Source organism: Streptomyces sp. NPDC047081 (assembly GCF_040643775.1).
In the GTDB taxonomy this organism is placed as follows: domain Bacteria; phylum Actinomycetota; class Actinomycetes; order Streptomycetales; family Streptomycetaceae; genus Streptomyces.
Window position 1 is genome coordinate 123553 of record NZ_JBEYUY010000005.1, and the last position, 19117, is coordinate 142669.

Annotated in this window: 19 protein-coding genes; 11 read left to right on the forward strand and 8 right to left on the reverse strand. The window is 72.7% G+C overall.

Annotation, left to right across the window (positions count from 1 at the left end; translation table 11 throughout):
- Positions 1 to 312: 312 nt before the first annotated feature.
- Positions 313 to 1050: a hypothetical protein gene (locus ABZ848_RS11315; protein WP_360828959.1), complete on the reverse strand. Its 738-nt coding sequence runs from the start codon at positions 1048 to 1050 to the stop codon at positions 313 to 315.
- Between the two features lie 167 nt (positions 1051 to 1217).
- Between ABZ848_RS11315 and ABZ848_RS11320 the strand changes: the two genes are divergently transcribed.
- Positions 1218 to 1982, forward strand: coding sequence for an acyltransferase (locus ABZ848_RS11320; protein ID WP_360828962.1), 765 nt, complete (start codon positions 1218 to 1220; stop codon positions 1980 to 1982).
- Between the two features lie 28 nt (positions 1983 to 2010).
- Here ABZ848_RS11320 and ABZ848_RS11325 read toward each other — a convergent pair whose 3' ends face one another.
- Complete coding sequence (locus ABZ848_RS11325; protein WP_360828965.1) at positions 2011 to 2868, reverse strand: EamA family transporter; 858 nt, start codon at positions 2866 to 2868, stop codon at positions 2011 to 2013.
- Between the two features lie 106 nt (positions 2869 to 2974).
- Between ABZ848_RS11325 and ABZ848_RS11330 the strand changes: the two genes are divergently transcribed.
- Both ABZ848_RS11330 and ABZ848_RS11335 read left to right on the forward strand, forming a co-directional pair.
- Complete coding sequence (locus ABZ848_RS11330) at positions 2975 to 3547, forward strand: XRE family transcriptional regulator (RefSeq protein ID WP_360828968.1); 573 nt, start codon at positions 2975 to 2977, stop codon at positions 3545 to 3547.
- A 23-nt stretch (positions 3548 to 3570) separates the two neighbouring features.
- On the forward strand, positions 3571 to 4128 hold the full coding sequence (locus ABZ848_RS11335) for a YbaK/EbsC family protein (protein ID WP_360828971.1): 558 nt from the start codon (positions 3571 to 3573) through the stop codon (positions 4126 to 4128).
- Between the two features lie 4 nt (positions 4129 to 4132).
- Here the strand turns inward: ABZ848_RS11335 and ABZ848_RS11340 are convergent, their stop codons facing one another.
- The 3 genes from ABZ848_RS11340 to ABZ848_RS11350 all read right to left on the reverse strand — a co-directional run bounded on the left by ABZ848_RS11340 (position 4133) and on the right by ABZ848_RS11350 (position 7642).
- Positions 4133 to 5350 (reverse strand): 4-hydroxybenzoate 3-monooxygenase, encoded by a 1218-nt coding sequence (locus ABZ848_RS11340; RefSeq protein WP_360828974.1) that lies wholly within the window; start codon positions 5348 to 5350, stop codon positions 4133 to 4135.
- Between the two features lie 83 nt (positions 5351 to 5433).
- Positions 5434 to 7071, reverse strand: a complete 1638-nt coding sequence (locus ABZ848_RS11345; RefSeq protein ID WP_360828977.1) for an APC family permease — start codon at positions 7069 to 7071, stop codon at positions 5434 to 5436.
- A 163-nt stretch (positions 7072 to 7234) separates the two neighbouring features.
- Positions 7235 to 7642 carry a CoA-binding protein gene (locus tag ABZ848_RS11350; RefSeq protein ID WP_360828980.1) on the reverse strand — a complete coding sequence of 136 codons (408 nt, stop codon included), beginning with the start codon at positions 7640 to 7642 and terminating at the stop codon, positions 7235 to 7237.
- A 188-nt stretch (positions 7643 to 7830) separates the two neighbouring features.
- Here ABZ848_RS11350 and ABZ848_RS11355 point away from each other — a divergent pair, with 188 nt between their 5' ends.
- The 5 genes from ABZ848_RS11355 to ABZ848_RS11375 all read left to right on the forward strand — a co-directional run bounded on the left by ABZ848_RS11355 (position 7831) and on the right by ABZ848_RS11375 (position 14265).
- Complete coding sequence (locus ABZ848_RS11355) at positions 7831 to 8568, forward strand: hypothetical protein (protein WP_360828983.1); 738 nt, start codon at positions 7831 to 7833, stop codon at positions 8566 to 8568.
- Positions 8565 to 9125 carry a histidine phosphatase family protein gene (locus ABZ848_RS11360; protein ID WP_360828986.1) on the forward strand — a complete coding sequence of 187 codons (561 nt, stop codon included), beginning with the start codon at positions 8565 to 8567 and terminating at the stop codon, positions 9123 to 9125. Before ABZ848_RS11355 ends, ABZ848_RS11360 begins: the two co-directional genes overlap by 4 nt.
- Before the next feature lie 180 nt (positions 9126 to 9305).
- Positions 9306 to 9932, forward strand: coding sequence for a YigZ family protein (locus tag ABZ848_RS11365; RefSeq protein WP_360828989.1), 627 nt, complete (start codon positions 9306 to 9308; stop codon positions 9930 to 9932).
- Positions 9933 to 10039: 107 nt separating this feature from the next.
- On the forward strand, positions 10040 to 11203 hold the full coding sequence (locus ABZ848_RS11370) for an exonuclease SbcCD subunit D (protein ID WP_360828992.1): 1164 nt from the start codon (positions 10040 to 10042) through the stop codon (positions 11201 to 11203).
- Complete coding sequence (locus ABZ848_RS11375; protein ID WP_360828995.1) at positions 11200 to 14265, forward strand: SMC family ATPase; 3066 nt, start codon at positions 11200 to 11202, stop codon at positions 14263 to 14265. The genes ABZ848_RS11370 and ABZ848_RS11375 overlap by 4 nt, the downstream gene beginning before the upstream one ends.
- Here the strand turns inward: ABZ848_RS11375 and ABZ848_RS11380 are convergent.
- Entirely contained in the window at positions 14259 to 14705 is a 447-nt protein-coding gene (locus ABZ848_RS11380) for an Lrp/AsnC family transcriptional regulator (RefSeq protein ID WP_242777255.1), read from the reverse strand. The two genes, ABZ848_RS11375 and ABZ848_RS11380, sit on opposite strands and share 7 nt — an antisense overlap.
- A gap of 126 nt (positions 14706 to 14831) precedes the next feature.
- Between ABZ848_RS11380 and ABZ848_RS11385 the strand changes: the two genes are divergently transcribed.
- The 3 genes from ABZ848_RS11385 (at position 14832) to ABZ848_RS11395 (ending at position 16812) form a co-directional block, all read left to right on the forward strand.
- Positions 14832 to 15314 (forward strand): rhodanese-like domain-containing protein, encoded by a 483-nt coding sequence (locus ABZ848_RS11385; RefSeq protein ID WP_360828998.1) that lies wholly within the window; start codon positions 14832 to 14834, stop codon positions 15312 to 15314.
- 79 nt (positions 15315 to 15393) lie between these two features.
- On the forward strand, positions 15394 to 15906 hold the full coding sequence (locus tag ABZ848_RS11390) for an immunity 21 family protein (protein ID WP_360829001.1): 513 nt from the start codon (positions 15394 to 15396) through the stop codon (positions 15904 to 15906).
- Positions 15907 to 15966: 60 nt separating this feature from the next.
- Positions 15967 to 16812 carry an SDR family oxidoreductase gene (locus ABZ848_RS11395; RefSeq protein WP_360829004.1) on the forward strand — a complete coding sequence of 282 codons (846 nt, stop codon included), beginning with the start codon at positions 15967 to 15969 and terminating at the stop codon, positions 16810 to 16812.
- 51 nt (positions 16813 to 16863) lie between these two features.
- On the opposite strand, the gene ABZ848_RS11400 is transcribed toward ABZ848_RS11395, so the two are convergent.
- Together ABZ848_RS11400 and ABZ848_RS11405 are read right to left on the reverse strand one after the other, a co-directional pair.
- Positions 16864 to 18555 carry a DUF885 domain-containing protein gene (locus tag ABZ848_RS11400; RefSeq protein ID WP_360829007.1) on the reverse strand — a complete coding sequence of 564 codons (1692 nt, stop codon included), beginning with the start codon at positions 18553 to 18555 and terminating at the stop codon, positions 16864 to 16866.
- A gap of 33 nt (positions 18556 to 18588) precedes the next feature.
- Positions 18589 to 19080 carry an Lrp/AsnC family transcriptional regulator gene (locus tag ABZ848_RS11405; RefSeq protein ID WP_360829010.1) on the reverse strand — a complete coding sequence of 164 codons (492 nt, stop codon included), beginning with the start codon at positions 19078 to 19080 and terminating at the stop codon, positions 18589 to 18591.
- Positions 19081 to 19117: the final 37 nt, after the last annotated feature.

Genomic DNA, 19117 nt, shown 5'->3' on the forward strand with positions numbered 1-19117 from the left:
AGACACCGACGCCCTCGGACCGAGGCCCGGGGCCCGGCTCGGGACCGCGGTGGGGTTGAGGGCTGGGGCCGGTTTCGGGGGTGCGGTCGGGTCCAGGGGCGGACCCGGATGCGTGGTCGGGCCGAGGGCCGGAGTCGGACTCGGGGTCGTGGCGGGGTGGAGGGCTGGAACCGGTTTCGTGGGTGCCGTCGAATCCAGGAGCGGACCCGGATGCGTGGTCGGGCCCAGCGGCGGCGTCGAGCTCCCCGTCGGGCCGAGGGGGCGAGTCGAGTTCGGGGTCGCGGTCGGGTTCCGCGGTTCGGTCGGCCGGTATCACGGTGTGGGTCCTTGGCCGTCGGTCCGCGTCGGCGTGCCGTGGCCGTCGGCATGTGCCGCCATGCGGTGGTCGCCGGCCCGCGTCGGCGTTCCGTGTCCGTCGATCCGACCGTTTCCGTCCATCCGCGCCGTCGGCCCGGTCTCCTCCCCGGGCCCCGCCGGCACCCCCGGTCTGTGCAGCAGTCGGTCGGCGACGCGGTTCACCATCCGGTCGGCCCGCATGCTGCGCGACCGCAGGGCGTCCACTGTCTCCTCGGCCATCCCGCCACTGGTCTCCCGCACGATCCGCCCCAGGTCGATCTCCTCCAGAACGGCCCTGGTGAGCACGACGAGGTCGACCCGGTCGATCACGGCGTCCACGTCCAGCCGCGCGGCGATCCGGTCGACGTCGATACGCGCCACGATCCGGTCCAGGTCGACGCGGTCCACGATCCGATCCACGTCGACACGGCCCGCGACGGCGTCGACATCGATCCGCCCCGCCACCCGGTCCACATCCACCCGTGCCGCCACCCGGTCCACGTCCACCCGGTCGGCGATCCGGTCCACGTCCACCCGGTCGGCGATCCGGTTCACGTCGATACGCGCGGCCAGGTCGTCCAGTTCGAGGCGGTCCACCACGGCCGCCGTCAGCGCCCGGATCACCTGGTCGGCGGTGGAGGCCGCGCCGCCCAGCACACGACGCGCCACACGTTCCGCCAGGCCGAGGGGGTTCACGGTGTCGTACCAGGTCATCCCGCCACCGCAGCACGGCCCCCCGCACCGTCGCCTCATCCGCTGCGGGTGAACCGCCGCACGACCCCGTGTGCTCCGGCCGGGCCACCCCGCGCGCCCCCCCCGTGGGGCGAAGATCACAGCCCCACGACCCCATGGGCGCACCTCACGCTGAGTACGGTGAGCGGGTGCCGAAGCGCAAGAACACGTTCTCGTCCTGGCCGCGCCGCCTAGCGCAGCGCGCGGTCCACGCGGGCTGGGCCTGGGTGCAGCGCACCGGCTCGGTCACCGCGGAGCACCCCGGCCGCTTCCGCTTCGGCGCCCTGGGCCCGCACACCCGCCTCGCCTTCCCGCTCGGCACGGTCTTCGGCGAGCCCTGGATCCACGTCGGCTCCCACTGCATCGTCGGCGAACAGGTCACCCTCACCGCCGGCCTCATGCCCGACCTCGACCTCGGCCCCGACCCGATCCTCCGCATCGGCGACGGCGTGGTCCTGGGCCGCGGCAGCCATGTCATCGCCGACACGACGGTCACCATCGGCAGCGACTGCTACTTCGGCCCGTACGTGTACGTCACGTCCACGAACCACTCGTACGACGATCCCCACGAACCCATCGGCAAGCAGTGGCCCCGCATGGAACCCGTGGAGATCGGCCCGGGCTGCTGGATCGGCACCGGCGCGGTGATCCTGCCGGGCGCCCGGATCGGGCGGAACGTCGTGGTGGCCGCCGGCGCGGTGGTACGAGGCGTGGTCCCGGACCACGCCGTGGTGGCGGGCGCGCCCGCCCGGGTCGTACGGCGCTGGACTCCCGCCGAGGGCTGGCAGCCGCCGCTGCGCACCCCCGCACCGGTTCCCCTGCCCGACGACATCACGCCCGAACAGCTGCGTGCCCTCTCGGAGTTGGACGAGGAGACGGCGTCCCGGCTGGCGGAGCTGGACGCCGAGGCCTGAAGGCCCGCCCACCGACCCTTCGGTGGCCCTAGCCCGTCGCCAGCAGCAGCGTCCCCACCAGGGCCAGACCCGCACCCGCCGCCTGCACCGCCCGCAGCCTTTCACTGAGGAAGCCGCGTGCGGCCAGCGCGGTCACCACCGGGTACAGCGACGCCAGCACCGCGGCCACTGTCACCGGGCCGTGCTGGGCCGCGACCGAGTACGTGCCGTTCGCCGCCACGTCCGCGAGGCCGACGAAGCCGAGGGCCGGGAGGGAGGCCCACGGGAAGCCGGCAGTCGGCAGTGCCGGGTTGCCCCGCCGTACCGAGACGTAGAGGGCCGCGCCGCCCGCGGTTACGTTCGTCAGCCGCTGCACGAACAGTGCGAGGAAGAGGCCGGTCACGGTCGTCGACGCCTCCGCGATCAGCGCGAACACCGTGCCGAAGCCGAGCGCCGCAACCAGCGTGAGGAGGATCGTCCGCCGCTGCACGGGCGCCCCGCGCAGGTGCGGTCCACCGGCGAGCACCACGCCGGTGACGGCGACCGCGATGCCCGCGGCCTGCGTCAGCCCCGGCCGCTCGCCGAGGAACAGGCCGACGCCGACGGGCACGGCCACGCTCAGCGTGGCGAGCGGGGAGACCACGCCCATCGGGCCGAGGGCGAGCGCCTTGTAGAAGCAGATCATCGCGACGGGCCCGGCCAGGCCCGCGGCGACCGCGAACCACAGCCGCGGACCGGCCTCGCTCCAGCCCCCGGTGGCGACCACGACCGCCCCGAGCACGGCCGTGGCGATCGCCTGCGAGACGACCACGACCGTCAGCGCCGGGGTGCGCCGGGTCAGCAGCCCGCCGCCGAAGTCGGCGAGGCCCCAGAGCAAGCTCGTGGCCAGGGCGAAGAATGCCGTCACAGGTCGCCTCGCAGTACAGTTCGGTGAACGATCGGGTGCACAACACCGTAGTTCACTGCATTGAACTCTGTCATCCATAATGTTGGACGGAAACGTTGGACGGAACGTGTCGGATCTCGACCTGCTGACCCAGTCCCTGGCGCGCAACGTCAAGCGCTGGCGCAATGAGCGCGGCTTCACCCTGGACGCGCTCGCCGCCCGCGCCGGCGTCAGCCGGGGCATGCTCATCCAGATCGAGCAGGCCCGCACCAACCCGAGCATCGGCACGGTCGTGAAGATCGGCGACGCGCTCGGGGTCAGCGTCACCACCCTGCTCGACTACGAACAGGGGCCGAAGGTGCGGATCGTCCCCGCCGACCAGGTGGTACGGCTGTGGCACACCGACGCGGGCAGCTACAGCAGGCTCCTGGCCGGCACCGAGGCGCCGGGCCCGCTGGAGATGTGGGACTGGCGGCTGATGCCGGGCGACAGCAGCGCCTCCGACCCGCACCCCGTCGGCACGGTGGAGATCGCGCACGTCATCGCGGGGGAGCTGACCCTCACGGTGGAGGGCGCGGAGTACCGCGTCCCGGCCGGCGCCAGCGTCACCTTCGAGGCCAACGCCCCGCACAGTTACGGCAATCACGGCGACGTACCGATGGAGTTCGTGCTCGCGGTGTCCGTCCCGCCCGTGCGCTGAACCGTCCTGTTAGCGTGCGGAGCATGCGCGCACCCATCGGACACTTCGACACCGCCCTCCCCGCCCCGGACGCCCTCGACGAACTGACCGCCCCGGTCGCCGCCGCCGTACGCGGCTGGCACGGCACTGTCCCCGCCGACCAGATCGTGTACGTCGACACCGACCCGGAGTGGGCCGACACCGCGGTCTTCGTCCAGCACTACGGCCAGGAGCTGCTGGAGCAGTCGGCGAACTGTGTCGTGGTGGCCGGGAAGCGGGGCGGCGAGACCACCCTGGCCGCGTGCGTGGCGCTCTCCACGACCCGGGTCGACGTGAACAACGTGGTCCGCCGCCAACTCGGCGCCCGCAAGGCCTCGTTCGCGTCCATGGACACGGCGACGGGGGAGACCGGCATGGAGTACGGCGGCATCACGCCGATCGGACTCCCGGACGGCTGGCCGGTGTTGGTGGACTCACGCGTCGTGGACCTGCCGTACGTCCTGGTCGGCAGCGGGCGTCGGCGCGGCAAACTGCTGGTGCCGGGCAAGGCGTTCGCGCAGCTGCCGGGCGCGGTGGTGATCGAGGGGCTGGGCGTGGCCTGAGCTCTCAGCCGGCCGAGCTCTCGCCGAGGTACTGCTCGGCGAACGCGGCCGCCGCGGCCGGGGATTCGAAGAGACGGCGCAGCCGGGCCAGCGTGGTGCCCGCCCGGTAGGCGTCGCCCGACGAGGTGCCGTGGTAGACCTCCGACAGCCACTGGGAGAACTCCTGGTAGTCCCAGACCCGGCCGAGACAGGCGTCCGAGTAGCCGGTCAGGCCTTCCTGTTCGCCCTTGGTGAGGAAGCCGACCAGGCCGTCGCCGAGCAGGAAGGCGTCGTGCAGGGCGAGGTTCATGCCCTTCGCGGCGATCGGGGCGGTGAGATGGGCGGCGTCGCCCGCCAGGAAAAGGCGGCCGAACACCATGGGTTCCACCACGTAGTTGTGCATGTCGAGGACGCGCTTCTCGATCAATCGGCCCTCGGTGAGCGGCGGGCGGTCGGCGGAGCCCAGTCGCTCCTGCAGTTCCGCCCAGACACGCTCGTGCGACCAGTTCTCCGGGTCGTCGCCGGGCGGGCACTCCAGGTAGTAGCGCGTGACCTCGGGGCTGCGGGCCATGTGCCCGGCGAAGCCGTTGGGATGGATGCCGAACACCACGCAGTCGCTGGACGGCGGCGCCTCGGCGAGCAGCGCCAGCCAGCCGACGCCGTAGTCGTGCCGGGCGATCCGCGCATGCTGCGGCAGCACGGTCCGGGTCACTCCGCGTGCCCCGTCGCAGCCGGCCACGAACTCGCAGTGCACCAGCTCCCGTTGACCGGTTTCGGCATCGACGTACGACACTGCGGGACGGTCCGAGTCGAGCCCGTGCAGCTGGACGTCCCGCACCCCGAACCGGATCGCCCCGCCGCGCACGTCCGCGTACTCGCGCACCAGGTCCGTCACCAGCAACGGCTGCGGATACACGAAGTGGTGATGCCCCGTCAGCTCTTGGTAGCCGAGCCGGTGGCTGCGCCCGCCGAACCGGAACTCGCACTCGGTGTGCGTCTGGGCCCGCTCCATCAGGTTCTCCGCGAGCCCCCGCCGCTCCAGCCCCCTGACCGCCCACTCCTCCAACACCCCGGCCCGGGGCCGCTGTTCGATGAACGCGCGCGTCTCGGTCTCCAGCACCAGACAGTCGACCGACGCGGCCCGCAGGATGTTCCCGACGGTCAGCCCGGCGGGCCCGGCGCCCACGATCACCACCGGAAAGCGCTGCGGAGAAGGGGAGTCGGGGTGGGGGGAGGAGGTCACCCGAGCATTATGACCGGGGCCCGTCAGCCGCGGCAGGGGAGCCGGGCGGACGGGCCACGTGAGGAGGTGCGGGGAGGGTGTGGTCAGTGCGCCGGGGCGTCGGTGACCACGACCTCCTCGATGCTGCGCTCGATGTCCTCGGGCTTCGAGGAGGTCGCCCGGGCCCAGTAGTAGATGGCCAGGGAGAAGGCGGCGACGACCAGGATGTCCCACCACAGGCCGATGTTGCCCGAGCCGCCGAAGCCGCCCTCGGCGGAGATCACGCCCATGCCCAGCAGATACACCGGCAGCCACTGGGCGGCCTTGAAGTCCATCCGGGGTGCGTCGGGCTGGTTGGTGGCGTTGGCCCACCAGGCGTAGCCGCCGAGCAGGGCGTAGCCGATGAGGATCGCGAAGCCGAGCCGCCACAGGGTGTCCCAGCCGGCCCAGTAGATGATCAGGTTCGCCACGATGAAGGACAGCGGGGAGAGCACCTGGCCGGCCGGAAGCCGGTAGGGGCGCTCGTGGTTCGGCAGCTTGTCGGCGAAGACGCCGTACGCCAGTGGTGCGCCCGCGTACATGAGCACGCTCGCCGAGGTGATGAAGCCGACCAGCTCCTGCCAGCTGGGGAAGGGCAGGAAGCAGATCACACCGGTGACGAACGAGATGATCAGGCCGAACCACGGCACGCCGCGGGAGTCGGTGCCGGCGAAGATCTTCGGTGCGTAGCCGTTCTTGGCCAGACCGTAGGAGACGCGGGAGGTGGCGGTGGTGTAGATCAGGCCGGTGCCGCCGGGGGAGATGATGGCGTCCGCGTAGAGGACGACGGCGAGCCAGCCCAGTCCGACCAGGGTCGCGAGGCCCGCCCAGGGGCCGCTGATGCCCTTGTAGTCGAGGTGGGCCCAGCCGTGTGCGAACGTGCTGTGCGGCAGCGCGGCGATGAACACGACCTGCAGCAGGACGTAGATGACGGCGCCGATCGCGACCGAGCCGAGCGTCGCCCGCGGCAGGTCCCGCTTCGGGTTGCGGCTCTCGCCCGCCAGCTGGATGGCCTGCTCGAAGCCCAGCAGGGCGAAGATGATGCCGCTGCCGCTGATCGCCCCGAGCACGCCCTTCGCGCCGAACGGCGCGAAGCCCTCGGAGGTGAAGTTCGCCGGGTGGAAGTTGCCGATGGCGATGAAGAAGATCGCGCCCAGCGGGACGGCGATCTTCCACCAGGTGGCGGCGCTGTTCGTGTGCGCCAGGACGCGCACGCCGAGGAAGTTGACGGCGACGAACACGGCCATCAGGAAGACGGCGGTGACGATGCCGGACGGCGTCAGGGTCCCGTCGCTGTGCTGGAAGCCCTGGGCCCAGTGCCAGTGACCGGCGTAGCCGATCATCGCCTCGACCTCGATCGGGGCCACGGTCGCCGCCTGCAGCCAGGAGAACCAGCCGAAGGAGAGACCGGCCAGGCCGCCGAAGGCGTAGTGCGGATAGCGTGCCGTGCCGCCGGCGACCGGGAACATGCCGCCGAGTTCGGCGTGCACGAGGGCCAGCAGCACGATGGCCACCGCGCCGATCAGCCACGAGATGATCGCCGCGGGACCGGCCACCGTGACGGCCTTCTCGGCACCGTAGAGCCATCCCGAACCGATGATGGAACCGACCGAGGCCCACATCAGACCGATCAGTCCGACGTCACGCCTCAGGCCACTCGGACCCCTGGCGTCCTCCACGGAGGTCTGCTCGACGCTCACCATATTTTCAGCGACCTCTCACAAAGTGAATGGTTGTTTTCAGCTCGTGCGACGTCGCAGATTAGGAAACAACAGAGGTCGAGCAGAAGACCCATGGTGAACTTTTGACCAACGCCCGGGGGGTTCCTGGACAGGCCTAAAAGGGCTGTTGGCGGGGCCTGTATGGCTATCCGAGGCGCGGTATCTCGATCGCGGGGCAGCGGTCCATCACCATGAGGAGACCCGCCGCGCGGGCGCGGTCGTACGCCGCCTCGTCGATCACGTCGAGCTGGAACCAGACGGCCTTCGCGCCCTTCGCGATCGCCTCGTCCACGACCGGCCCGGCGAGGTCGCTGTTCACGAACACGTCGACGACGTCGACGCCGAACGGGATGTCGGCGAGGGTGGCGTACCCCTGCTCGCCGTGCACGGTCTCCGCCTTGGGGTGGACGGGTACGACGCGCTTGCCGTAGCGCTGCAGCACGTCGGCGACGCCGTACGCGGCGCGCCGCCGGTTCGACGACAGGCCCACCACGGCCCAGGTGTCGCCGAGTTCGGTGAGAATCCTGCGGACCGTCTCGTCGTCGCCGTACACCCGGGGCCTCCCTGAGCCTCGTACCGGAACCGTCCCGACCGACAACCGACGGCGGCACCCCCGGAATTCCCCGGCACGGGCGGGCCGCGCCCGGTCGAGCCCGGTTCGGCCTGGTTGAACGCCGCCACCTTGTCCGGAATCCGCGTCGGAAGCCTGCGCCCGGCCGTCCGCCCGCCTACGCTCAGCCCGTGCTGCGCATCATCGACGCCCGGACGGGCGAGGCCGTCGAGGCCGCTCCGGCCCGACGCGGCCTGACCCGGGTCGAGGTCCATGCCGCGGGGGCCGACACCGGCGCCCTGCGCGTGCTGCTCGTCGCCGACCTGCTCGTACGTACCCTGGAACTCGGCGGCACCCCGGTGTGGGGCGTGCTCAGCGGCGACCCACCACCGGCGCCCCTGCGCTCCGGAGCCACCGCCCTCGGCATCCGCCCCCTGGAGGACAGCCGCGACGTCGGCTCCGGCCTGGGCGAGACCCAGATCATCCATGTCGCGGCAGAGGGAGGGCCGGTCCCGGCAGGCGTCCTGGTCACGGTCGCCCCCGTACACGCCGACGGGGACGATTCGGCCCCGGCCATCCCCGAAGTCGCCGACCCCGGCGTCCTGCGTCTCGCACTGCTCTCCCATCACCGCAGCGTCCCGGTACCGCTCGGCGCCGCCGCTCTCGCCGAGGCCCACGACACCCTCGTACGCTGGCGGAGAGCCGTCGCCGGATGGGCGCGGCAGCCCTCGCGGCCGATTCCCGAAGAGGCGCGGGTGCGTCTCCGTACCGCCTGGGAGGACGATCTGGACACCCCCGCCGTACTCCAGGTCCTGACCTGGGTGGAGAGCGCGGCCGAACTCCCGGACGGCGCCCGCTTCGAGACGTACGCCTTCGCCGACCGGCTGCTCGGCCTCGACCTCACCCGCGACCTCGGGTCAGCGTCGTGATCGCGCGCGCCGGAGCCGGTCCGCTGCGCCGCCTGGTCGTGCTGCGGCACGCCAAGTCGGCCTGGCCGGACGGCGTCGAGGACCACGAGCGTCCGCTCGCGCCGCGCGGCCGCCGGGACGCGCCCGCCGCGGGCCGGGCCCTCGCCGAGGCCGACTGCCTGCCGGACCTCGCCCTGTGCTCCACCGCCGTACGCGCCCGTCAGACCTGGGAACTGGCCTCCGCCCAGTGGGGCACCCCGCCGCCCGTACGACGGGACCGGCGGCTGTACGGCGCCGAGGCCGGCGATCTGCTGCGTGCCGTGCACGAGGTGTCGCCCGAGGTCGAGACGCTGCTGTTGATCGGGCACAACCCGGGCCTGGAGGAGCTCGTCCTGGAGCTGGCCGGGGACGGACTCGACGACGCGCTGGACCAGGTACGGCTGAAGTTCCCGACCTCGGCGATCGCGGTCCTGGCCTGGCACGGCACCGGCTGGCAGGCCCTCGCCCCCGGCACCGCGCTCCTCACGAGCGTCCTGGTGCCCAGGGGCAAGAAGGGCGACGGCAAGGAGAAGGGCTGACGCAGCCCACGTGCACGCGTGGCCGCCGCGCCGCAGCACCTCGCGGGTGACCGGTGGGGCGACCGGCACGAGCGTCGCGACGGGCGAGACCGGACCGGCGGCAAGCGCCGCGACACCCTGCTGGTAGCGGTCCCGGTCATACGTACGGCCGCCCGCCACGCCTGCGCATAGGGTGGCCGGATGCAGGACGAGTACCGCACCGTCGCCCGCGCCGGCGTGCACGAGACCGAGGTCAACCGCTCACGCTTCCTCTGTGCCGTCGCCCCGGCGGCCACCGAGCAGGAGGCCCAGGACTTCGTCGCCGCCGTCCGCAAGGAGCACGCCGACGCGACCCACAACTGCTGGGCGTACGTCATCGGCGCCGACGCCTCCGTCCAGAAGGCCAGCGACGACGGCGAACCCGGCGGCACCGCCGGCGTCCCCATGCTGCAGATGCTGCTGCGCCGCGAGATGCGGTACGTCGTCGCCGTCGTCACCCGCTACTACGGCGGCGTCAAGCTCGGCGCGGGCGGCCTCATCAGGGCGTACGGCGGCGCGGTCGGCGAGGCCCTGGACGCCCTCGACACCATCACGCGCCGCCGCTTCCGCCTCGCCACGGTGACGGTCGACCACCAGCGTGCCGGCAAGGTCCAGAACGACCTGCGCTCCACCGGCCGCGAGGTCCGCGACGTCCGCTACGGCGAGGCGGTCACCATCGAGATCGGCCTCCCGGACGCCGACGTGGACGCCTTCCGCGCGTGGCTCGCCGACGCGACGGCGGGGACGGCGGGGTTCGAACTGGGCGGGGAGGCGTACGGAGACGTGTGACGTTCCGCATGAAACGGGCGTAACGGACCGGTACGGGGTGGTTCATGACGGGGCGATACGGGAGTAACCGTCCGTGATGTCAGCCCCGGCCGTTAGTCTCGGGGATCATGAGACTGCTGCACACTTCCGACTGGCATCTCGGCCGGGCGTTCCACCGGGTGAACATGCTCGCCGCCCAGGCCGAGTTCATCGGTCACCTCGTCGCGACCGTGCGCGAGCGCGGCGTCGACGCGGTGGTCGTGTCGGGAGACGTGTACGACCGCGCGGTCCCGCCCCTCGCCGCCGTCGAGCTGTACGACGACGCCCTGCACCGGCTCGCCGGCCTCGGCGTGCCGACGGTGATGATCTCCGGCAACCACGACTCGGCCCGCCGACTGGGCGTCGGCGCCGGTCTGATCGGACGCGCGGGCATCCATTTGCGGACCGAGCCGGCCGCGTGCGGAACACCCGTCGTGCTGGCCGACGCACACGGGGACGTGGCCTTCTACGGACTGCCGTATCTCGAACCCGCCCTGGTGAAGGACGAGTTCGGCGTCGAGAAGGCGGGCCACGAGGCCGTCCTCGCCGCCGCCATGGAGCGCGTCCGCGCCGACCTCGCCACCCGCGCGCCCGGCACCCGCTCCGTCGTCCTGGCCCACGCCTTCGTCACCGGCGGCGAGGCCAGCGACAGCGAACGGGACATCACGGTCGGCGGCGTGGCCGCCGTGCCCGCCGGAGTCTTCGACGGCGTCGACTACACGGCCCTCGGCCACCTGCACGGCTGCCAGACCATCACCGAGCGCGTGCGCTACTCCGGTTCCCCGCTGCCGTACTCCTTCTCGGAGGCCGACCACCGCAAGACCATGTGGCTCGTCGACCTCGACGCCGACGGCGCCGTCACCGCCGAGCGCGTCGACTGCCCGGTGCCGCGCGCGCTGGCCCGCCTCCGGGGCACCCTGGACGACCTGCTCGCCGACCCCGACCTCGCCCGGCACGAGGACGCGTGGGTCGAGGCCACCCTCACCGACGCGGTCCGCCCCGCCGACCCCATGGCCCGGCTCACCGAGCGCTTCCCGCACACCCTCAGCCTCGTCTTCGACCCCGAGCGGACACCGGACGACCCCGAGGTGTCGTACGCCCGCCGGCTCGCGGGCCGCAGCGACCAGGAGATCGCCGAGGACTTCGTCGCCCATGTGCGCGGCGCCGGGCCCGACGAGCGGGAACAGGGCGTGCTGCGGGACGCGTTCGACGCGGTGCGCGCGGACGAGGCGGTCCGGGAGGTGGCGCGGTGAGGCTGCACCGGCTGGACGTCACGGCGTTCGGACCCTTCGGCGGCGCCCAGACGGTCGACTTCGACGAACTGTCGGCCGCCGGACTGTTCCTCCTGCACGGGCCGACCGGAGCCGGCAAGACATCGATCCTCGACGCCGTCTGCTACGCCCTGTACGGCACCGTCCCGGGCGCCCGCCAGAGCGGCCAGGGCCTCACCCTGCGCAGCGACCACGCGGCGGCCGGAACCCGCACCGAGGTGACCCTCGAACTGACCGTCGCGGGACGCCGGTTGGAGATCACCCGGCAGCCGCCCTGGGAGCGCCCGAAGAAGCGTGGCGAGGGCACGACCCTCGAAAAGGCCCAGAGCTGTCTCCGCGAGTACGACGCCACGACGGCCTCCTGGAAGGACCTCAGCCGCTCCCACCAGGAGATCGGCGAGGAGATCACCCAGCTGCTCGGCATGAGCCGCGAGCAGTTCTGCCAGGTCGTGCTGCTGCCCCAGGGCGACTTCGCACGTTTCCTGCGCGCGGACGCCGAGGCCCGCGGCAAGCTGCTCGGCCGCCTCTTCGACACCCACCGCTTCGCCGAGGTGGAGAAGCGGCTCTCGGAACGCCGCCGGGCCGCCGAGGCACAGGTCCGCGAGGGCGACGCCGAACTCCTGGCCGACGCGCACCGCATGCAGCAGGCGGCGGCCGGCGCGATGGAACTGCCCGAACTGGCGCCGGGGGAGCCGGGATTGGCGGAGGCCATCCTGGGCGCAGCCGCGACGGCCCGCAGCACGGCGCGCGAACAACTGACGATCGCCCACATCCGCCTCACATCCGCGGAATCCGCCCAGGCCGCCGCGGACCGCGACTTGGACGACGTACGCGAACTGGCCCGATTGCAACGCAGATTCACCGAGGCCCAGGACAGGGCACGCCTTCTGGAGGAACGAGCCGACCGCTACCAAGAGGCGTTGGCCCGGATGGAGCGGGCGCGCAAGGCAGAGATGGTGGCGCCGGCACTGGACCTGCGGGAATCGGCGGAGGCCGAGCATCGCGAGGCGGCTCAGACGGAGGCACACGCACGTGCACTTCTCAAAGAGACCTTCGCTGAAGCGCCCCAAAGGGGCGCGGGGAACTGCGCGACCAGCCACAACGGCGCCGCGGACGACACACAACCCATCTCGGCCCTCCCCGCAGACCACCTTGCCGCTGCCGCCCGCCGCACCGCCGAAGAGCTCGGCGGCCTGGAATCCGCCCGCAGAGCCGAGCAGCGCCTGACCGAACTGGCCGACGAGCGAGCCGACCTCGACCACCAGGAGCGCGTCGACGAGGACGTCCGGCAAGAGGCCGAGGCCTGGCTCGCCGGGTGGGACGAGACCCGTACAAGCCTTCAACGCACCGTCGAGACAGCCCAGGCCGCGGTCACCCGCGCCGAACAGCTCGCCGTCCAGCGCGACCCCGCCCACAAACGCCTCGCCGCCGCCCGCCAGCGGGACCAGTTCGCCCGCGACACCGACGCCGCCCAGCGACAGGTGACCGCCGCCACGGAAGCCGCCCTGAAGGCCCGCGCCGAGTGGCTGGACGTCAAGGAGCAGCGCCTCAACGGCATCGCCGCCGAGCTGGCCGCCCAGCTCAAGGACGGCGACCCGTGCGCGGTCTGCGGCGCCGTCGAGCACCCCGCACCCGCCCGCAAGGACGCCGGACACGTCGACCGCGAGACCGAGGAGCGCGCCCTCGCCGCCTCCCAGCAGGCCGACGAACGCCGCGCCGAGGCCGAGCGGCACCTCGGCCTCGTACAACGAGCCCTGGCCGCCGCCGAAGGCGAGGCGGGTGACACGCCCACCGAGCAACTCGCCGCCGAGGCCGAGGAGTTGGAGCAGCGGTACGCGGAGGCCCGGAACGGCGCCACCGCCCTGCACACCGCGAGCGAACGTCTGCGGCAGGCCCAGGAGGAGCGCGAGCGGCGCGTCGCCGCCCAGCAGGAGGCCGCCGTGCGTGGCGCCTCGCGGATCGCCCGCCGGGAAGCACTGGACCGTGAACGTACGGCCCTGGAGGGGGAGTTGGCCGAGGCGCGGGGGAGTGCCGAGAGCGTCGCCGCGCGGGCCGCCCAGCTGGAGCGGCGGGTCGCGCTGCTCACCGACGCCGCCGATGCCGCACGTGCCGCCGAGGACACCGCCCAGCGGCTCAAGGACGCCGACTCCCGGCTGGCCGACGCCGCGTTCCGGGCCGGCTTCGACACCCCGCAGGCCGCGGCCGACGCCCTCCTCGACGACGCGGCCCACCGGGACCTCCAACGGCGCCTGGACGCCTGGCAGTCCGAGGAGTCCGCCGTACGAGCCGTGCTCGCCGAACCCGACACCGCGGCCGCCGCCCAGCGACCGCCCGCCGACGTCGCCGGCGCCGAACAGCGCGCCACCCGCGCGGCCCAGCGGGTGCGCGACGCCGCCTCCGCCCGCGACGCGGCGGCCCGCCGCTGCACCGAACTCGACCGTCTCTCCGCCCGTTCGGCGGCAGGCGTACGACGGCTCGCCCCGCTGCGCGAGGAGTACGACGGCGTGGCCCGGCTGGCCTCCCTCACCGCGGGCACCTCGGCCGAGAACGAACGCAAGATGCGCCTGGAGTCGTACGTCCTGGCCGCCCGCCTGGAACAGGTCGCCGCCGCCGCGACCGTACGCCTGCAGCGCATGTCCTCCGGCCGGTACACGCTCGTCCACTCCGACGACCGGGCCGGCCGCGGCCGCAGCGGTCTCGGGCTGCACGTCGTCGACGCGTGGACCGGGCGCGAGCGGGACACGGCGACGCTGTCCGGCGGCGAGACCTTCTTCGCCTCTCTCGCGCTCGCCCTCGGCCTCGCGGACGTCGTCACCGACGAGGCGGGCGGCGTCCGGCTCGACACGCTCTTCATCGACGAGGGCTTCGGCAGCCTCGACGACCAGACCCTCGACGAGGTCCTGGACGTGCTCGACTCCCTGCGCGAGCGCGACCGCAGCGTCGGCATCGTGAGCCATGTCGCCGACCTGAGACGGCGCATCCACGCCCAGCTGGAGGTCGTGAAGGGCCGCTCGGGGTCGCTGGTGCGGCAGCGGGGTCAGTGACCGAGCGGGCGGCGCGGCAGCGGTGAGGAGTAGACGACGCTCGTGGTGACCGAGCCGAGCGCGCCGATCTTCCCCGAGACCTCTTCCAGGTGGCGCATCGAGCGGGCGGCGACCTTGATGACGAAGCAGTCGTCGCCCGTCACATGGTGGGCCTCCAGGATCTCGGGCGTCACCGCGACCAGGTCGTGGAACGGCTTGTAGTTGCCGTTCGGATAGCGCAGCCGCACGAACGCGAGGATCGGCAGCCCCAGCCGCTCGGGGTCGACGACGGCGGCGTAACCCTGGATGACGCCCGCCTCCTCCAGCCGCCGCACCCGCTCGGTGACCGCGCTCGGCGACATGGCCACGGCCCGCGCCAGCTCGGCGAAGCTGGCCCGTCCCTCGCGCTGGAGGACGTCGAGAATGCGCCAGTCGGTGGCGTCCGGGGAAAACACGGTCATGGCGGATGGATAGCAGGGGAATCCCCGGCAGAGCAAGGTGAGGGCCGTGGAATGCCCCTTCAGGGAGATGATCTCCGGCCGTAGATTTCTCGGCACAGACAGCGAACTCCGGCGAAAGGGCCGAACATGACCAGCACCGCCACCGCCGTGAACCCCGTCCTGCGCGTCGCCCCGGCGGCCCCGGCCGAGGCGGCCGCCTACTTCCGGGCGAGCCTGGTCTTCCACGCCGACGTGTCCGACGTGGCCGCCGCGCTCTCGGCCGGCGGTGACCCCGGCTTCGTCGTCCTGGACTCCCGCTCCACCGAGTCCTGGGACCAGGGCCACATCCCCGGCGCGATCCACCTGCCGACCGCGCTCATCCCCGAGCAGGCCGGGCAACTCCTCGACAGGTCCGTGCCGGTGGTCACGTACTGCTGGGGCCCCGGCTGCAACGGCGCGACCCGCGCAGCCCTCGCCCTCGCCGAACTCGGCTACCAGGTCAAGGAGATGCTCGGCGGCTTCGAGTACTGGGCCCGCGAGGGCTTCGAGTACGAGACCTGGGAGGGCCGCACCCGCCGCGACGCCGACCCGCTGACGGCGCCGGTGGACGCGGAGGACTGCGGCTGCTGAGGGAGAGAGCGGCCAGCGCATGGGGAGGGTTGGGGGACGGCGAAACTGTGGGCCGTATGTGCGTGTACGGTTCTGCGCCATGGTGCGATATGCGGAACCCGGCGCTCTGGATTGGGTCGAGTCGGGAGGCGGGCCGCTCATAGCGGTGCCGGAGACCGTGCTGCCGTTCTGGGCGGGGGCCGACGGCGAGGAGAACGCCTCCGACTACGACCGCGCCTGCGAGGTCGACGGCTGCGTCGGCCTGCTCCCGGTCGGCGACTCGGCCGCACTGGTCCTCGGCGACGAACCCGCCTCGACCGCCTATCTGCCGGAGCACGGCACCTTCGTACGCTGGTGTGCCGCGAACTCCGAGGCCGAACTCCTCGCCGAGGTCCCGCAGGCCCTCGCCACGGCCGACTGGAGCGAGGCGATGCGCTGGCAGGTGCCCGGCGACGTCGTCCTCTTCGACTGCGCCTGGCCCGGCACCGACACGGAGCGGACCGACAGCCTGCGGGTCGTTCTGGAGCCCGGGAGTTACGCGGTCCGCGCGGCCAACGTCCAGCCGGGACCGGAGACTTGGCTGGGCCTCGTACAGCTGCGGCGCCTCGCCTGACCACCCCCTGCGCGGATAATCACGTGCGCCCGGACGGCACCCTCCCCATCATGGTCGTCCATGCCCCGACTTCCGCACCCCGCCCCCGAAGACCTGCGCCGTGACCCCCTGCCGCTGCGCGGCCGTACCGCCCTGGTCACCGGGGCCAGCAGACGCGGCGGCATCGGACACGCCGTCGCCCGCCGGCTGGCCGCGTACGGCGCGAGCGTCTACCTGCACCACCACGTACCGCACGACGCCGCCATGCCCTGGGGCGCCGACCGCCCCGAGGACGTAACCGCTTCCGTACGCACGGCACTTGGGGATCCCGAGGCGCTGGTCGTCGCCGGACCCGGCGACCTCTCCGAACCGTCGGCGCCCGCCGAACTCATCGCCACCGCCGCCTCCGCGCTCGGCGGCCGCCTCGACATCCTCATCGCGAACCACGCCCTCAGCGGCAGCGACGGCGACCTGGACACGATCGACGCGGCGATGCTCGACGCGCACTGGGCGGTCGACACGCGCTCGGTGCTGCTGCTCGTGCAGGCGTTCGCCCGCCACCGCGCCCAACTTCCGCCGCGCACCCCCGGCGGACGCGTCGTGATGATGACCTCCGGGCAGGACCTCGCGGGCGGCATGCCGGGCGAGCTCGCCTACGCCCTCCAGAAGGGCGCCCTCGCCTCGATCACCCGCTCCCTGGCCACCACGCTCGCCGAGCACGCGATCACCGTGAACACCGTCAACCCCGGCCCCGTGGACACGGATTACGCGACCGGCGACACCTACGAGGCGATCGCCGCCTGCTTCCCCGCCGGCCGCTGGGGCATGCCCGACGACCCGGCCCGCCTCATCGCGTGGCTGGCCACGGACGAGGCGGACTGGATCACCGGCCAGGTCGTCAACTCCGAAGGCGGATTCCGGCATTGAGTACGGCCGGGGCGCCGATCTGAGGGGTCGGTGATCGGCGCCGGGCGGCCGTCAGAGCTGGGACAGCTCGTCCACCAGGTCGTCCAGGCCCAGCGAGCCCTGCGAGAGTGCGGCCATGTGCCAGGCCTTGAGGTCGAACGCGTCGCCGTGCGCCTCGCGCGCCTTCGCCCGGCCCAGCAGCCAGGCCCGCTCGCCCAGCTTGTAGCCGATCGCCTGCCCGGGGATGGTCAGATAGCGGGTCAGCTCGCTCTCCACGAAGTCCGCCGGCCGGCTGCTGTGCGCCCCGAAGAACTCCTGCGCCAGCTCGGGCGTCCAGCGCTCGCCCGGGTGGAAGGGCGAGTCGGCCGGGATCTCCAGCTCCAGATGCATGCCGATGTCGACGATGACCCGGGCGGCCCGCATCATCTGCGCGTCGAGATAGCCGAGCCGCTGCTCCGCGTCCGTGAGGAAGCCGAGCTCGTCCATCAGCCGCTCCGCGTACAGCGCCCACCCTTCGACGTTGGCGCTGACCAGGCCGATGGAGGCCTGGTAGCGGGAGAGGCTGTCGGCCACGTGCGCCCACTGCGCGAGCTGCAGGTGATGCCCGGGGACGCCCTCGTGGTACCAGGTCGAGACGAGGTCGTAGACCACGAAACTGGTCTGGCCCATCGTGGGCAGCCAGGTGCGGCCGGGACGCGAGAAGTCCTCCGACGGCGCGGTGTAGTACGGGGCCGCCGCACCGCCGGGCGGCGCGATGCACGACTCCACCTTCCGTACCCGCTCAGCGAGTTCGAAGTGCGTGCCGTCCAGCTTCTCGATCGCCTGGTCCATCAGGCCCTGCAGCCACTCCCGGACCTCGTCGACGCCCTCGACGCGCGTGCCGTGCTCGTCGAGGTGGGCGAGCGCCACCCACGGCGTCTCGGCGCCGGGCAGGATCTTCTCCGCCTCCTGCCGCATCTCGCCGAGGAGGCGGTGGTACTCGGACCAGCCGTACGCGTACGCCTCGTCGAGGTCGAGGTCGGTGCCGTTGAAGTAGCGCGCCCAGCGGGCGTACCGCTCGCGGCCCACCGTGTTCGGGGCGCCCTCGACGGCCGGCGCGTACACGTCCCGCATCCAGTCCCGCAGCTCGACCACGGACGCGGTCGCCGCGCGGGCCGCCTCGTCGAGTTCGGCGCGCAGCGCCTCGGGACCCGCCGACACGAAGTCCTCGAACCAGCCGCGGCCCTTGCCGTCCGTGTCCGACCACTCGGTCAGCTGTTCCACGAAGGTGGCGGTGGGCCGCGGCGCCGCGTAGAGCTTCCGCTCCAGGCCGAGCGCGAGGGACGCGCGGTAGCCCGCGTACGTGGCCGGCACCGCGCGCAGCCGCTCGGCGATCGCCGCCCAGTCCTCGTCCGTCTGACTCGGCGTCACCGTGAACACATCACGCACCGAGTGCGCGGGCGTGGCGATGTTGCCGACCCGGCGCAGGCCCTCGTCCGCCTCGTGCACGGCGAGTTCCGCGGTGAGCCGCTCGCGCAGCAGCCGGCCGCACCGGCGCTCGATGTCACTGTCGGCCCCGGGCCGCCGTTCGGCCTCGTCGAGCTTCGCGAGGGTCGCCCGCGCCAGCTCCGCCAGCGCCTCCTGGCCCGCGGGGGACAGGTCGGGCAGCCTGCTGGAACTCTCCTTCACACCGAGGTAGGTACCGGTCACCGGGTCGAGGGCGATGAGCTCGTCGACGTATGCGTCGGCGACCTCACGGGGCAACGGGTTCTTGGTCTCTGACATGCGGTCCATCCTCATACGAGGATCCGCCGCACGTCACCCCGGTTGAGCCGAGGGCGTAGGCGGCAGCAGGGGCCCGCAGTCCCACTGCTGGAAGATCAACCGGGTCTCCACCCGGGCCACTTCGCGCCGCGCCGTGAACTCGTCCAGCACGAGCCGCTGAAGATCGGCCATGTCCGCGACGGCCACATGCACCAGATAGTCGTCCGGTCCCGTGAGATGGAAGACGGTACGGGACTCCGGCAGCGCCCGGATCCGGTCCACGAACGGCCCCACCAGCTCCCGCCGGTGCGGCCTGACCTGCACGGACAGCAGCGCCTCCAGACCCCGGCCGAGCTTGGCCGGATCCAGCCGCAGCTGATGCCCGAGGATCACACCCGCCCGGCGCAGCCGGGTCACCCGGTCCAGACAGGTCGACGGCGCGACCCCGACCTGCGCGGCGAGGTCCCGATAGGTGGTCCGGGCGTCGTTCTGCAACAGCCGCAGCAGCTGCAGATCCACCGGATCCAGTACGACGGATTCGCCCATGTCCCGAACGTAGCACGGCATTCTGCCCCTCAGCCCC